This window comes from Paraburkholderia sp. GV068 (genome assembly GCF_003058125.1).
GTDB classification, from domain to species: Bacteria; Pseudomonadota; Gammaproteobacteria; order Burkholderiales; family Burkholderiaceae; genus Paraburkholderia; species Paraburkholderia graminis.
The window spans coordinates 91,227-104,246 of the sequence record NZ_QBUB01000003.1 but is presented as its reverse complement, the minus strand read 5'-3'; the positions used below and the strand labels follow the sequence as shown (position 1 = coordinate 104,246).

Annotated in this window: 14 protein-coding genes and 1 tRNA gene; 12 read left to right on the top strand and 3 right to left on the bottom strand. The window is 62.9% G+C overall.

Translation table 11 applies throughout. The features are described from left to right. Positions 1-93: 93 nt before the first annotated feature. On the bottom strand, positions 94-1,005 hold the full coding sequence (locus C8K18_RS08120; protein ID WP_006048498.1) for a LysR family transcriptional regulator: 912 nt from the start codon (positions 1,003-1,005) through the stop codon (positions 94-96). Between the two features lie 182 nt (positions 1,006-1,187). Here C8K18_RS08120 and speB point away from each other — a divergent pair, with 182 nt between their 5' ends. Continuing rightward, positions 1,188-2,180, top strand: a complete 993-nt coding sequence (speB, locus tag C8K18_RS08115) for an agmatinase (RefSeq protein ID WP_029971887.1) — start codon at positions 1,188-1,190, stop codon at positions 2,178-2,180. A gap of 93 nt (positions 2,181-2,273) precedes the next feature. Here the strand turns inward: speB and cytX are convergent, their stop codons facing one another. After that, complete coding sequence (gene cytX / locus C8K18_RS08110; RefSeq protein ID WP_107707193.1) at positions 2,274-3,590, bottom strand: putative hydroxymethylpyrimidine transporter CytX; 1,317 nt, start codon at positions 3,588-3,590, stop codon at positions 2,274-2,276. 242 nt (positions 3,591-3,832) lie between these two features. On the opposite strand from cytX, the gene C8K18_RS08105 reads away from it, so the two are divergent. The 11 genes from C8K18_RS08105 (at position 3,833) to minE (ending at position 12,223) form a co-directional block, all read left to right on the top strand. Next, positions 3,833-5,146 (top strand): replication-associated recombination protein A, encoded by a 1,314-nt coding sequence (locus C8K18_RS08105; protein ID WP_107707357.1) that lies wholly within the window; start codon positions 3,833-3,835, stop codon positions 5,144-5,146. A gap of 68 nt (positions 5,147-5,214) precedes the next feature. Continuing rightward, positions 5,215-6,510 carry a serine--tRNA ligase gene (gene serS, locus C8K18_RS08100; protein WP_029971890.1) on the top strand — a complete coding sequence of 432 codons (1,296 nt, stop codon included), beginning with the start codon at positions 5,215-5,217 and terminating at the stop codon, positions 6,508-6,510. Between the two features lie 161 nt (positions 6,511-6,671). Further along, positions 6,672-6,761: transfer RNA gene (locus C8K18_RS08095), tRNA-Ser, on the top strand. Between the two features lie 204 nt (positions 6,762-6,965). Next, positions 6,966-7,478, top strand: coding sequence for a hypothetical protein (locus C8K18_RS08090; RefSeq protein ID WP_107707192.1), 513 nt, complete (start codon positions 6,966-6,968; stop codon positions 7,476-7,478). A 129-nt stretch (positions 7,479-7,607) separates the two neighbouring features. Further along, positions 7,608-7,757 (top strand): hypothetical protein, encoded by a 150-nt coding sequence (locus C8K18_RS08085; protein WP_258196084.1) that lies wholly within the window; start codon positions 7,608-7,610, stop codon positions 7,755-7,757. Positions 7,758-7,767: 10 nt separating this feature from the next. Then, a complete protein-coding gene (locus tag C8K18_RS08080; RefSeq protein ID WP_107707190.1) occupies positions 7,768-8,184 on the top strand; it encodes a DUF4279 domain-containing protein in 417 nt (138 codons plus the stop codon). Between the two features lie 210 nt (positions 8,185-8,394). Next, complete coding sequence (gene map / locus C8K18_RS08075) at positions 8,395-9,180, top strand: type I methionyl aminopeptidase (protein ID WP_029971892.1); 786 nt, start codon at positions 8,395-8,397, stop codon at positions 9,178-9,180. A gap of 184 nt (positions 9,181-9,364) precedes the next feature. After that, positions 9,365-9,898 carry a GNAT family N-acetyltransferase gene (locus tag C8K18_RS08070; RefSeq protein ID WP_006048492.1) on the top strand — a complete coding sequence of 178 codons (534 nt, stop codon included), beginning with the start codon at positions 9,365-9,367 and terminating at the stop codon, positions 9,896-9,898. Positions 9,899-10,169: 271 nt separating this feature from the next. Continuing rightward, the gene (gene minC / locus C8K18_RS08065) at positions 10,170-11,024 is read left to right on the top strand and encodes a septum site-determining protein MinC (protein WP_006048491.1); all 855 of its coding nucleotides are present in this window, start codon (positions 10,170-10,172) and stop codon (positions 11,022-11,024) included. A 114-nt stretch (positions 11,025-11,138) separates the two neighbouring features. Continuing rightward, entirely contained in the window at positions 11,139-11,954 is an 816-nt protein-coding gene (gene minD / locus C8K18_RS08060) for a septum site-determining protein MinD (protein WP_006048490.1), read from the top strand. A 14-nt stretch (positions 11,955-11,968) separates the two neighbouring features. Then, complete coding sequence (minE, locus tag C8K18_RS08055; RefSeq protein WP_006048489.1) at positions 11,969-12,223, top strand: cell division topological specificity factor MinE; 255 nt, start codon at positions 11,969-11,971, stop codon at positions 12,221-12,223. Between the two features lie 125 nt (positions 12,224-12,348). Here minE and C8K18_RS08050 read toward each other — a convergent pair whose 3' ends face one another. Further along, positions 12,349-12,885 (bottom strand): fimbrial protein, encoded by a 537-nt coding sequence (locus C8K18_RS08050; RefSeq protein WP_216649247.1) that lies wholly within the window; start codon positions 12,883-12,885, stop codon positions 12,349-12,351. Positions 12,886-13,020: the final 135 nt, after the last annotated feature.

The window sequence follows — 13,020 nt, the reverse complement described above, 5'->3', positions numbered from 1 at the left end:
TGCCGCTGCACGTTCAAGCTGCACGTTCAATGTTGACGAAGAAAGCCGCGCTGAATGCGCGGCTTTTTTATCGCCGATGCAAAACGGGCCGCGCTATTTCTCGGCTTCGATTGCATGCGCGGCCTTCATGTCCTCGAGAAACGCTTCGACAATATCCGTTCGATGCTGCCGTGCGCGCGTGACCATATGAAACGCGACGCGATAGCGCATGACGGCCGGATTCAGCGCGGCGAGCAGCCCTTGTTCGACGAACGGCGCCGCGAAATGTCCCGGTAAATAGCCGAGGTGATGCCCCGAGAGCACGAGCATCGCGACCGCTTCCATGTTGTCGGCGACGGCGGTGACGTTGCGCCCGGCCGTCGAACTTTCAGCCTCCGGCAACGGATAGCTGCGCCACGCCCATTCATGCGCGGCGGCCTGCGCGGGCGTGACTTCACCCGCGCGAGCAAAGAGCGGATGCTCTTTTGCGCAGTAGGCGAACTGGTCTTCAGCGAACACTTCGGTGTATTCGAGCGACGGCACGCGATGCCAGAAATAGCCGATGCCGATCTGAATTCGCCCGTTGAGCAGCAACTCTTCGAGTTCGCCAGGCGAGCGCACGAGAATCGAAAACCGCACCGACTGATCGCGCGAACGAAAGCGGCCAATCGCCTCGCTGATGCGCGCGCTGGCCGATACCGGCGTGTGCCCGATCATGCCGATGTCGAGCGTGCCGACCAGCTTGCGGCCGACGTTGCGCGCCTGCATGCCGAAGCTGTCGACGGCATCGAGCAGCGCGCGAGCGGCATCGACGAATTGCGCGCCGCGCGCGCTCAGGCGAAAGCCGCTGCGGCCGCGTTCGCATAGCCGGTAGCCGAGGCGCGTTTCGAGCGTGGCCAGTTGCGTGCTGATGGTCGACTGACCGACGTTGAGCGTGGCTTGCGCCGGCGAGACGCCGCCCGCATCGACGATCGCGAGAAAGACGCGGATGAGCCGCAGGTCGAGGTCGGTGAGTTGGGAGAACATGCGTCAGGATACATCGCTCGGGATCAATGCGAAGGTTTTTGAGCAGCTATTGGACGTTCACCCGAACTGCTCAAGAATGTAAGTTCGCCCGGCTTGAATAGCTTCTGGCCGCTTGCCAGACACCTGTTCCGTGCCGGTTTCGCCGATTCCCGCCCGCCGGGACTTTTCATTGCCGAGCCACGATGAATACTTCCTCCTTCATTTCTCCCGAAGCCGGCGAGCGGCCGCAGCCGCTGTCCGGCAATGCGATGCCGCGCTGCGGCGGAATCGCGACAATGATGCGCCTGCCGAACGTCGGCTCGGCGGCGGGATTCGACGCCTGCTTCGTCGGCGTGCCGTTCGATCTCGGCACGTCCAACCGCACGGGCGCGCGTTTCGGGCCGCGCCAGATCCGCAGCGAATCCGTGCTGCTGCGCCCGTACAACATGGCGACGCGCGCCGCGCCGTTCGATTCGCTGCGAGTCGCCGATCTCGGCGACGTCGCGATCAATCCGTACAACCTGCACGACTCGATCGCGCGGATCGAAACCGCCTACGACGAGATCCTTCAGCACGATTGCAAGCCGATCACGCTCGGCGGCGATCACACGATCGCGTTGCCGATCCTGCGCGCGATCCATCGCAAGCACGGCAAGGTCGGGCTGATTCACGTCGATGCTCACGCCGACGTCAACGACACGATGATGGGCGAGAAAATCGCGCACGGCACGCCGTTTCGCCGCGCGGTCGAAGAGGGCCTGCTCGATTGCGAGCGTGTCGTGCAGATCGGTCTGCGCGGCACCGGTTACGCGGCGGAAGATTTCGACTGGTGCCGCGATCAGGGCTTCGAGGTCGTGCAGGCGGAAGCGTGCTGGAACCAGTCGCTTGCGCCGCTGATGGCGCGCGTGCGCGAACGCATGGGCGATGGTCCGGTGTACATCACGTTCGACATCGACGGGATCGATCCGGCCTTTGCACCCGGCACCGGCACGCCTGAAATCGCGGGGCTGACGGTGCCGCAGGCGCTCGAAATCATTCGCGGCGCACACGGCCTGAATATCGTCGGTTGCGATCTTGTGGAGGTGGCGCCGCCGTATGATCCGTTCGGCACCACGGCGCTGCTCGGCGCGAACCTCGCGTTCGAGTTGCTGTGCGTGCTGCCGGGCGTCGAATACCGGACTGCCGCGGCTCGGTGAATCCGTTCGCCACGTAGCTCTTGCGGCGCGCCGTCAGCAACGAAAAGGCCTGCATTTGTGGGCCTTTTCTGCATTTAGAAGTGCAGCGAGCGCTTACGCGTAAGCAGTCTTGCGCGTCGACACGAACGCGAGATAACACGCCGCGCCGATCACCAGCGAGGGCAACGTCGCGCCAAGGTTCGGCAGCCACTGATTGATCGCCTGATAGGAGGCAATGCCGATCGCCCACGCGATGAACGCGCTCAGATGCCAGCCGCCCGAAAAGCCGTAGCGGCCGCGCACGTCGGCGAGCACGGCGGCTTCAATCCGGCGCTTGCGCACGATGAAGTGATCGACCAGCACCACGCCGAAGAGCGGCGCGAACACCGAGCCGATCAGCAACAGGAAGTTCTGGTATTTCGCCATCGGCACGAGCAGCGCGATCAACGTGCAGAGCGCGCCGAACGCCGCCGAGAGCATCGGCACGCTGCCGCGCGCCCAGAACGTACCGGTCGACACGGCTGCCGAATGAATGTCGGCGAATGCGTTGTCCACTTCGTCGATCAGGATCAGCAAGAGCGCGAGGCCGCCGCCGGCTTGCGCGAGTGCGCTTGTGAGCAGCGCATCGCCGCCGCCCGCGGCGAGACCGTAGATCGCGCCCAGCGCATAGAACCATATGTTCGCGATGCCGTAGCCGAGCAGCGTGCCGCGAAACGTGTCGCCGGCGCGGCGGCCAAAGCGCGTGTAATCGGCGATCAGCGGCAGCCATGAGAGCGGCATCGCGACCACCAGATCGATGGCGCCGCCGAACGGCATTTCGCCCGTGCCGGGGCGGCGCATCATCGCGCTCAAGTCGTGCTGAGCGAGCAGATTCCATGTGAGCCACGCCGCGCCCGCGAGCAGCAGCCAGATGCCCCACGTGCGCAAAAAGCGCCGCACGAACGACAGCGGCCCGCTGATCGCAAGCAGCGTCGCGAGCAAGCCGAACACGACGGTCCAGACGAGCGGCATCGAGAAGCCGAACGCCTGCTTCGCGAGGGCGTCGGCGGAATCGCGCATCACGATCACTTCGAACGCGCCCCAGCCGACCAGTTGCACCGCGTTCAGCACCGCGGGCACCGACGCGCCGCGCACACCGAGCGTCGGACGCAGCGACGACATCGCGGCGAGCCCCGTGTCCGTGCCGATCACGCCCGCGAGCGCGAGGAGCACCACGCCGATCGCGCTGCCGATCACAATCGCCAGGAGCGCGTGCGGCAGCGACAAGCCCGGCACGAGCAGCGCGCCGGCTTGCGCGACCAGCAGGCCGATGCCGAGCGAGAACCAGAGCGCGAAGGCGTCGCCGGTGCGGAATGCGCGGCGCGCGTCGGGCACCGGCGTGAGCGGTGCGTAGGTGGAACCGGCGTCGCCGGTGAGCGGGTCTTGTGCCATCGGGTGTTGTCCGTGAGTGTGTGTCTGTTGCTTTGGTTTGCCTGCGCGTTCGCGCTCGTGTTCGCATTCGGTAGACGACACGCCGCGCTCGCCGACGCTCCGTCACTGTCATAATGCAGGACGTTGCCCGCGCGTTTCTCGTGCAGGCTTTGCGCTTGTCCGGCAGCACGCCGCCTTCCGACCATCGCAGATACCGTCGCGCGAACCGCGTCCGGAAAAGCCGAGATTATCCCCAAAACGTCATGTTCGAAGAAACCCGTGCCAATGTCCCGCTCGCCGAACGCCTGCGGCCTCGCAATATCGACGAAGTGATCGGTCAGAAGCATCTGCTCGGTCCGAACAAGCCGCTGCGGGTCGCGTTCGAATCCGGCGAGGCGCATTCGATGATCCTCTGGGGCCCGCCGGGCGTCGGCAAGACCACGCTTGCGCGGCTCATGGCGGACGCGTTTCACGCGCAGTTCATCGCGCTGTCGGCGGTGCTCTCGGGCGTGAAGGACATTCGCGAGGCGGTCGAGACGGCGCAGATTCATCGCGCGAACGGGCACCAGACGCTGGTGTTCGTCGACGAGGTGCATCGCTTTAACAAGAGTCAGCAAGACGCGTTCTTGCCGCATGTCGAGTCGGGGCTGTTCGTGTTTGTCGGCGCGACGACGGAGAATCCCTCGTTCGAGGTGAACAGCGCGTTGCTGTCGCGCGCCGCGGTCTATGTGCTCAAGAGTCTCGACGAGGACGAGTTGCGCGAACTGCTCGAGCGGGCGCAGCGCGAACTCGGCGGCCTCACGTTCACCGACGAAGCGCGCAACGCGCTGATCGGTTCCGCCGACGGCGACGGCCGCAAGCTGTTGAACAACCTGGAAATCGTCGCGCGCGCCGCTGCGCAGCAGAAGACGACGGAGATTGACGGCGCGTTGCTCGGCAGCGCGCTCGCCGAAAATTTGCGCCGCTTCGACAAGGGCGGCGACGCGTTTTACGACCAGATCAGCGCGCTGCATAAGTCGGTGCGCGGCAGCAGTCCGGACGGCGCGCTCTACTGGTTCTGCCGGATGCTCGACGGCGGCGCGGACCCGCGTTATCTGGCGCGGCGCATCGTGCGCATGGCGTGGGAGGACATCGGTCTCGCCGACCCGCGCGCCGCGCGCATCGCGCTCGACGCCGCCGAAACCTACGAGCGCCTGGGCACGCCCGAGGGCGAGCTTGCGCTTGCGCAGGCCATCATCTATCTGGCGGTCGCGCCGAAGTCGAATGCGGGCTACAACGCGTATAACGAGGCGCGGCGCTTCGTCAGCAAGGACAAGTCGCGCGGCGTGCCCGTGCATCTGCGCAATGCGCCGACCAAGCTGATGAAGGAACTCGGCTACGGCCACGAGTATCGCTACGCGCACGACGAGCCGGATGCCTATGCGGCCGGAGAGACCTATCTGCCCGAGAACATGCGCGATCCGCACTGGTACACGCCGACGCCGCGCGGTCTGGAAGGCAAGATCGGCGACAAGATGGCGCGTCTTGCCGAACTCGACGCGCAATGGCGCAGCGAGAACAAGCCGAAGAAGGGCTGAGAGTCTCCGGCGCGGCGCGCCGGTGCGCTAAAATCCCACCTTCATACAACGAATACCCGCCCCATCCCATGCTCGACATCCAGTTGCTGCGCAAAGACCTCGACGGCGTCGCGAAACGCCTCGCCGACCGCGGCTATAGCCTCGACGTCGCGGCGTTCACCGCGCTCGAAGCGGAACGCCGCGATACCCAGACCCGCACCGAAGAAATGCAGGCGCGCCGCAACAGCCTGTCCAAGCAGATCGGCGCGATGAAAGGGCGGGGCGAGGACACGTCGGCGGTGATGGCGGAAGTCGGCGGCATCGGCGACGAGATGAAGGCGTCGGCGGCAAAGCTGGACGACATTCAGAAGCGCCTGTCGGATCTTCTGCTCGGCGTGCCGAATCTTCCGCATGAGAGCGTGCCCGTTGGCCGCGACGAGGCGGAGAACGTCGAAGTGCGCCGCTGGGGCACGCCGCGTCAGTTCGATTTCGAAGTGAAGGATCACGTGGATGTGGGCGCGCCGCTCGGCCTCGATTTCGAGACCGGGGCGAAGCTCTCGGGCGCGCGCTTCACGATGCTGCGTGGGCAGATAGCGCGGCTGCATCGCGCGCTTGCGCAGTTCATGATCGACACGCATACGCAGCAGCACGGTTATACGGAGATTTACACGCCGTACATCGTGAATCCGGAGATTCTGTACGGCACCGGGCAGTTGCCCAAATTCGCGGACGACATGTTCCGCGTCGAGAAGGGCGGCGGCGAAAACACGGTCACGCAATATCTGATTTCGACGTCGGAAATTTCGCTGACGAACACGGTGCGCGACAGCATCGTCGAAGGTAATGCGCTGCCGATCAAGCTGACTGCGCATTCGCCGTGCTTCCGTTCGGAAGCGGGCTCGTATGGGCGCGATACGCGCGGCATGATCCGCCAGCATCAGTTCGACAAGGTGGAGATGGTGCAGATCGTGGCGCCGGAAACGTCTTATGACGCGCTGGAACAGATGGTCGGCCACGCGGAGACGATTCTGCAGAAGCTCGAGCTGCCGTATCGCGTGATCACGTTGTGCACCGGCGACATGGGCTTTTCGGCCACCAAGACTTACGACCTCGAGGTGTGGCTGCCGGCGCAAAACACCTATCGCGAGATCTCGAGCTGCTCGAACACCGAGTCGTTCCAGGCTCGCCGGATGCAGGCGCGTTATCGGAACGCGCAAGGCAAGCCGGAACTCGTGCATACGTTGAACGGCTCGGGGCTCGCGGTCGGCCGCACGCTCGTGGCGGTGCTGGAGAATTTCCAGAACGCCGACGGCTCGGTGACGGTGCCGGCTGCACTGCGCCCGTACCTCGGCGGTGTGGAGCGGCTGGAAGTGCCGGCCGCTTGAGTCGTGTTGTACGATTCACGTACGTCCCTCTGAAATTTTTTCGGCGAGGGACTTGGAAATCCAGATTCACTGTTCTATAATCTTTCTCTCCCAAGCAGCGACCCGCTTGGATCTGACAAAACCGCGCCAGCGTCATACGGCAGCGGCTAGTTAGAAAACCCGGAAAGGTGGCAGAGTGGTCGAATGCGCCGGACTCGAAATCCGGTGTACCTTTAGGGGTACCGTGAGTTCGAATCTCACCCTTTCCGCCAGATTTAGAAAAACCCGCAAGCTGAAAGGCTTGCGGGTTTTTTGTTTTCTGGCTGGTTGTCAACGCTTCTCCGGTTTGTGTACGTGCCGCACCGCGGGAAGACTCGACGGCTTCCACATCACCCCGGCCTTTTTGCCACATCCCAAAAACATAGAACCGCAGCCATCTGTTAGCGTCACGCGGTCACAGGCGACAAGAACGGGCAATGGACGGCACTGAACTCAAAACTGATTCGCAGCAGCGGTGGATGATGTACAAGAGGGACGCCTACGAAAGTGGGCGCATCTTCGTTACCGCCGAGCAGAAGCAAGCGGTCGAGGAAGGCAAGAAGTTTGCGCAACGCGCGTACGCCGATATATGGGCTCGCGATCCTGCGCTTGTACGGCGTGTGCGTTCGTTCCTGGGACAGAACTTCTATTGGCATCAGCGCTTGTCGACGCAGGGCGCCGACCTTGAGGTCGTACAGACGTTGCAATCCATGATCCGCGGAGAGAGCGTTGTACTGGTTGCCGAGCAGTCGCGCACGGCCGGCGCGAGCTACAGTACCGCGCCCCGAGCGCAAAAGCTGCCCACCTTCCGCGAGTCGTTGATGACCGGGCAGGGCATGTCGTACGACGCTGCGACCGACTATATCGACTGGTACAACGATATGGTGGACAGGGTCAACGCAAGGGCAGCCCGTGTGCCCAATGTGGCCTCGTCGTCACTCGCCGACTAGGCAGGCGATGTCGCCGGAACTGTTACGCCGTTTGGCGATGCGCAGCTGTTTGACTACACCCCCGATGCGGTGAGCGGTGACGTCGATGAGCTAGCGGCCAGGACAACTAATCCGGACTATGCAGCCAAAATGCTCGGTTATGACCGGGATACGTTCGGCGACATGATCCACGATATGAAAGACGGTCTTGGGCTCGGCGGGGCCGATAACGTTATCTGGCACGACGACGGCAAGATCGAGTTCAAGGGCAAGGTCATCGGTAACATGCACGACTATTGAGAACGTCGATATGAAATCCCGTCAACTGGCACATGCGTCGTTTTCGATTTACGGCGACGAGGTAACGCCTCACGTTTGGACCCGTTATTTTGGCGTCGACCCCGATATTGCCGTCACTAAGAACGAGCCATTCATAACCCCGGCCGGCCGTATCAGCAGCGCGCCCGGACGGACCGGCGTATGGAGCGTGCGAAGCAAAGCCGTTATTCAGAGCGATTTGCTCGAACCTCATTTGCGCTACCTGATCGAGCAGCTGGCGCTTCCGCGAGCCGATCTTCGCGAGATGGTCGAGCGCGTCGGCGCAAAAATGCGCTTTTTCTGCTACTGGAAAAACGAGACCGATCACCGCATGCCGGACGTGGCGGATGACATTCGCGCAATGATGGAAATGATGGGCGGGACCATCGAGATCGACGAATATCGCTAGGGGCGAAGTGGGAAGTTCGGGCGTGGCTCCAGCCTACCTTTCTCCTTGCTTCCGTGGCCAGCAAAAAACAGAAAAGTTGAATTACACAAACGTGCGCGATGGGCACGCCATCCCCCCCGCACCCCCATTCCCCCGACCCCTCCGCGATCCTCTGTACAATTGGCCGTTCGATTGAATATCGACCTACCTTCGAACCCATCGACCGAATTCATGGCCATTACCTACAAGACTCCCGAAGACATCGCCAGGCTGCGTATTTCAGGCCGCCTCGCGGCCGACGTGCTGGCCATGATCGGCGAGCACGTGAAGGCCGGTGTCTCCACCGACGAGCTGGACGCACTGTGCAACGACTACATCGTCAATACGCAAAAGTCGATTCCGGCGAACGTCGGCTATCTGGGTTTTCCGAAGACGGTGTGCACATCGGTCAATCAGGTTGTCTGCCACGGCATTCCGAGCCGCAACGAAGTGCTCAAGGACGGCGACATCATCAACATCGACGTCGCGATCATCAAGGACGGCTACTTCGGCGACACGAGCCGCATGTATTGCGTCGGCGAGCCAAGCACGGTCGCGCGTCAACTGATCGACACGACGTATGAAGCGATGCTCGCGGGCATCCGCGAAGTGAAGCCGGGCGCGACGCTCGGCGACATCGGCCATGCGATTCAGAAGGTCGCGCAGCGCGACGGCTTTTCGATCGTGCGCGACTATTGCGGCCACGGCATCGGCAAGGTCTATCACGAGGACCCGCAGGTTCTGCATTACGGTCAGCCGGGGCAGGGCGTGCGTCTGAAGCCCGGCATGGTCTTCACGATCGAGCCGATGATCAACGCAGGCCGCGCCGGCACCACCGTCTTGCGCGATGGCTGGACGGTGGTCACGAAAGACCGCTCGCTGTCGGCGCAATGGGAACACATGATCGCCGTCACCGACGACGGCTACGAACTCCTCACGCCCTGGCCGGACGGCACCGGCAGCTACGAGGCGCCTTAGCCCGAAACGCTTCCATCGCGAGTGGGCCGAGCTCAGAGACACCGGGCGCGGCAAATGCTGAGAACTCGATGCGCGCTTTGCCAGAACCGGCTCACGCGATAAGATCCCCCGGCAAAGAATGATTTGACTCGCGCGCCGGTTCGGTTAAAGCTACGCCTTAAGGCTTCAAGGGGTTTTCGTCTGCATGAGTCCGTCATTGACCGTTCGCCGTATCGCCGCTGATCAGGGCGCTGTTTTTCGCGAACTCCGTACTGCGTCGCTGCGAGAGGCGCCTTATGCCTTCGGCGCGACGCTAGAGGACGCCTTGTCCGCGGACGCCGCCAGCTTTGACGTCATCGCCGCGAAGCACGCGGTTTCTCTTACCGTCAGCACTTTTATTCTCTATACCGAGGGTCATCCGGCGGGACTCATCGAAGCGCATTTCGAAGAGACCCCCGAGCGCCGCGCATTCGTTTGCGAGTTGTGGGTGGCGCCGGCGGTTCGTCATCTGCGTGGCGGAGAGTTGCTGGTCGACACCGCTAGCGGCTGGCTCGCCAACGAAGGCGCCGCCGAAATCTACGCATGGGTCGCCGATTCGAATCGCACCGCCATGCGCTTTTACGAAGCGCTCGGTTTCGGACCGACCGGCGAACATCGGCGCGTCACGCGCGCGCCGGAACAGGTCGAAAGCCTGCTGGTTCGCCACGTGCCGTCCACGTCACCCGCAGTTGACTCGTGATCCGCCGAGCGGCGCAGCAGTTTGCCGCCCGTTCCGGATCTCTTGCGCGGTTCTGTTGTGCGTTTCCGTTGCGCGTTTCTGTTGCTTCCCTGCTCGCATCCGCAGCCGTATCTCCACAGATGTCCTGCCTCGCCCGTTCTTGCGCGGCGCGGCGTGATCGTTCCTGCTCGCGCAACATGCACAACACGCGCATATCGCCGCGCGCGCGGGCAAAAAATCTCGCCGCACGCGTGGACGCCTGTAAAATACGCAAAATTTTTTGCCGAACGCTATGTCGCCCAAGAAATCGCCCTTTTTCGAACTCCGCAGCGGTTCCGTCGACACGCTCCTCTTTGTGGTCAAGACAACCGACCTCGATGCCATGCGTGCCGAGCTGACCCGGCGCTTCGAGGCGACCCCCGAATTTTTCGCTAACGACGTCGTCGCGATCGACGTGCGCCGTCTCGCGGAGAACGAGCGCGTGCCGCTCGCCGAGATCGCGCAACTGCTCGACAGCGTGCGCATGCGTCCGGTCGGCGTGGTCGCTGACACGCAGCAGTCGTGGGCGACGGAATCGGCGTTGCCGCTCCTCGAAGCGCGCGACCGCCGCGGCGCGGCCGCGAAGCCCGCTGACGAAGAATCGGCGAGCACGTCCACGGCGGATTCGGGCGAAGCCGCGAACGGCGCAGCAAGCACGGTAAACGCAGCAAGCGCAGCAAGCACGGCAGCCACGAACGCAGCATCGGGCGCGACGGCAAGCGCATCGCTCGAACCTGCGCCCGCCGCCGAGCCGGTGCGTCTTGCCACGTCTTCGCAAACGATGGTGGTCGAAAAGCCGCTGCGTTCCGGCCAGCGCATCTACGCAAAGGGCGATCTCGTCGTGCTCGGGCTGGTCAGCTACGGCGCGGAAGTCATCGCGGAAGGCAATATCCATATCTATGCGCCGTTGCGCGGCCGCGCGCTCGCCGGCGTGCAGGGCAACCACGACGCGCGCATTTTCTGTACGTGTCTCGAACCGGAACTGATCTCGATCGCGGGCATCTATCGAACGACCGAGAACCCGCTGCCGGCCGATGTACTCGGCAAACCGGTGCAGATCTGGCTCGAAGAAGAAAAGTTGATGATCGAACCATTGCGGCTCACTTGAGCGCGGAAAGCACGCTGTGAATCGCGCCGTCCTGGAGCTTTGCGGCGCGCGGCGTTCTGCTCGAAATATGGCCGCACATAATTTGACGAATTTGACGAACACAAGGTAAGGGTAATGGCAAAAATCATTGTGGTGACATCGGGCAAGGGTGGCGTGGGCAAGACGACCACGAGCGCGAGTTTTGCATCGGCCCTCGCGTTGCGGGGCAGCAAGACCGCCGTGATCGACTTCGACGTCGGCCTGCGCAATCTCGATCTCATCATGGGCTGCGAGCGCCGCGTCGTGTACGACCTGATCAACGTGATTCAGGGCGAAGCGAATCTGAACCAGGCGCTGATCAAGGACAAGAAGTGCGAGAACCTGTTCATCCTGCCGGCTTCGCAGACGCGTGACAAAGACGCGCTGACCATGGAAGGCGTCGAGAAGGTCATCAACGATCTGATCGCGATGGACTTCGAATTCATCGTGTGCGACTCGCCGGCCGGTATCGAATCGGGCGCGCTGCTCGCCATGCATTTCGCCGACGAAGCGCTGATCGTGACGAACCCGGAAGTGTCGTCGGTGCGTGACTCGGACCGCATCCTCGGCATTCTGTCGTCGAAAACCAAGCGTGCAATTGAAGGCAAGGAGCCGATCAAGGAGCATCTCCTCATCACGCGCTACAACCCGAAGCGTGTGAGCGAAGGCGAGATGCTGTCGTTGACGGACATCCAGGAAATCTTGCGTATTGACCTGATCGGCGTGATTCCGGAATCGGAAGCGGTGCTGCACGCGTCGAACCAGGGCCTGCCGGCCGTGCACCTCGACGGCACCGACGTGGCGGAAGCCTACAAAGACGTCGTATCGCGTTTTCTCGGCGAGCAGAAATCGCTTCGCTTTACCGATTACCAGAAGCCCGGGCTGCTGCAGCGCCTCTTCGGCACCAAGTAAGGGGAGCGCACGTTATGTCGATTCTTTCGTTTTTGCTGGGCGAGAAGAAGAAATCCGCGTCGGTAGCGAAGGAACGCCTGCAGTTGATCATCGCGCACGAGCGCGCCGGCGGTCATGCTCCCGCCGATTATCTGCCTGCGTTGCAACGCGAACTGGTGGCCGTGATTTCGAAGTACGTGAGGATCTCGGATGACGACATCCGCGTGAGCCTCGAGCGTCAGGACGACCTCGAGGTGCTCGAGGTCAAGATCGAGATCCCGCAGACCTGACGGGCTCGCAGGAACTGGCGCGCGGCTCGCGCGCCATCCGGCCGATATTCACAAGGCAGAGCGGCGCCGGTCGATGCGGCGTCTGCTGATCCATCTGATCGACCTGATCGACTGACCCCAGCCGATCAGTTGTACGTGAAGTTGACCGTTGCGGTTGTCGTCACCGAGCCGGCCGTCAAAGTACCGAGCCGGTAGAACTGCGCGACGAACGGAACGGTCATCGTATTGGTGTTGTCGACCGTGCCGAGCGAACTCGTACTGTTGAGCGTGACGGGCGTGCCCGTCGTCGCGCCCACAGTGGCCGCCTTCAGAATCTGCACGCCCACCTGCGTGGCAGTACCGGTGTTCTGCAACACGCTCGCAACCGTATCTATCGTTCCCGCCACCGACATCGTCACCGCCGTGCCCGGCGAGCAATTCAGCAGGTTCAGACTGAATGCGGTCGGGTTGCCGGTGCTTCCGATCGCCGGAAAATTCATGATCGGCGCGCTGCCCAGACTGATGGTCTGATTGGCCGTCGAGCTATCCACGGTGCAGGACGGCTGCGTGATCAGACCGGTGAAGTTCAGGTTCGCGTCCGCCGCGAGGGCGGACCCGGCGGACCCCGCGCCCATCGCGGCGATCACGGCGGAAGCGGCCAGGAGCATCAAAATCTTTCGCATGGTCGGGTTGTTCAATTTGAGGATGGAAGGGGCCGCTGCGTCGTTTGGCAAATGCGGCCCTGCGGGGCGTCGAGTCGCTGCAAAACGTGCAATGAGCCGGACCGTTGCATAGGTCCGGTTCGTTGCGTCGGCGTT

Coding starts and splice junctions, on each gene's coding strand:
- C8K18_RS08120 (WP_006048498.1), bottom strand. CDS start 1,005: ATGTTCTCCCAACTCACCGACCTCGACCTGCGGCTCATCCGCGTCTTT.
- speB (WP_029971887.1), top strand. CDS start 1,188: ATGAATACTTCCTCCTTCATTTCTCCCGAAGCCGGCGAGCGGCCGCAG.
- cytX (WP_107707193.1), bottom strand. CDS start 3,590: ATGGCACAAGACCCGCTCACCGGCGACGCCGGTTCCACCTACGCACCG.
- C8K18_RS08105 (WP_107707357.1), top strand. CDS start 3,833: ATGTTCGAAGAAACCCGTGCCAATGTCCCGCTCGCCGAACGCCTGCGG.
- serS (WP_029971890.1), top strand. CDS start 5,215: ATGCTCGACATCCAGTTGCTGCGCAAAGACCTCGACGGCGTCGCGAAA.
- C8K18_RS08090 (WP_107707192.1), top strand. CDS start 6,966: ATGGACGGCACTGAACTCAAAACTGATTCGCAGCAGCGGTGGATGATG.
- C8K18_RS08085 (WP_258196084.1), top strand. CDS start 7,608: ATGCTCGGTTATGACCGGGATACGTTCGGCGACATGATCCACGATATG.
- C8K18_RS08080 (WP_107707190.1), top strand. CDS start 7,768: ATGAAATCCCGTCAACTGGCACATGCGTCGTTTTCGATTTACGGCGAC.
- map (WP_029971892.1), top strand. CDS start 8,395: ATGGCCATTACCTACAAGACTCCCGAAGACATCGCCAGGCTGCGTATT.
- C8K18_RS08070 (WP_006048492.1), top strand. CDS start 9,365: ATGAGTCCGTCATTGACCGTTCGCCGTATCGCCGCTGATCAGGGCGCT.
- minC (WP_006048491.1), top strand. CDS start 10,170: ATGTCGCCCAAGAAATCGCCCTTTTTCGAACTCCGCAGCGGTTCCGTC.
- minD (WP_006048490.1), top strand. CDS start 11,139: ATGGCAAAAATCATTGTGGTGACATCGGGCAAGGGTGGCGTGGGCAAG.
- minE (WP_006048489.1), top strand. CDS start 11,969: ATGTCGATTCTTTCGTTTTTGCTGGGCGAGAAGAAGAAATCCGCGTCG.
- C8K18_RS08050 (WP_216649247.1), bottom strand. CDS start 12,885: ATGCGAAAGATTTTGATGCTCCTGGCCGCTTCCGCCGTGATCGCCGCG.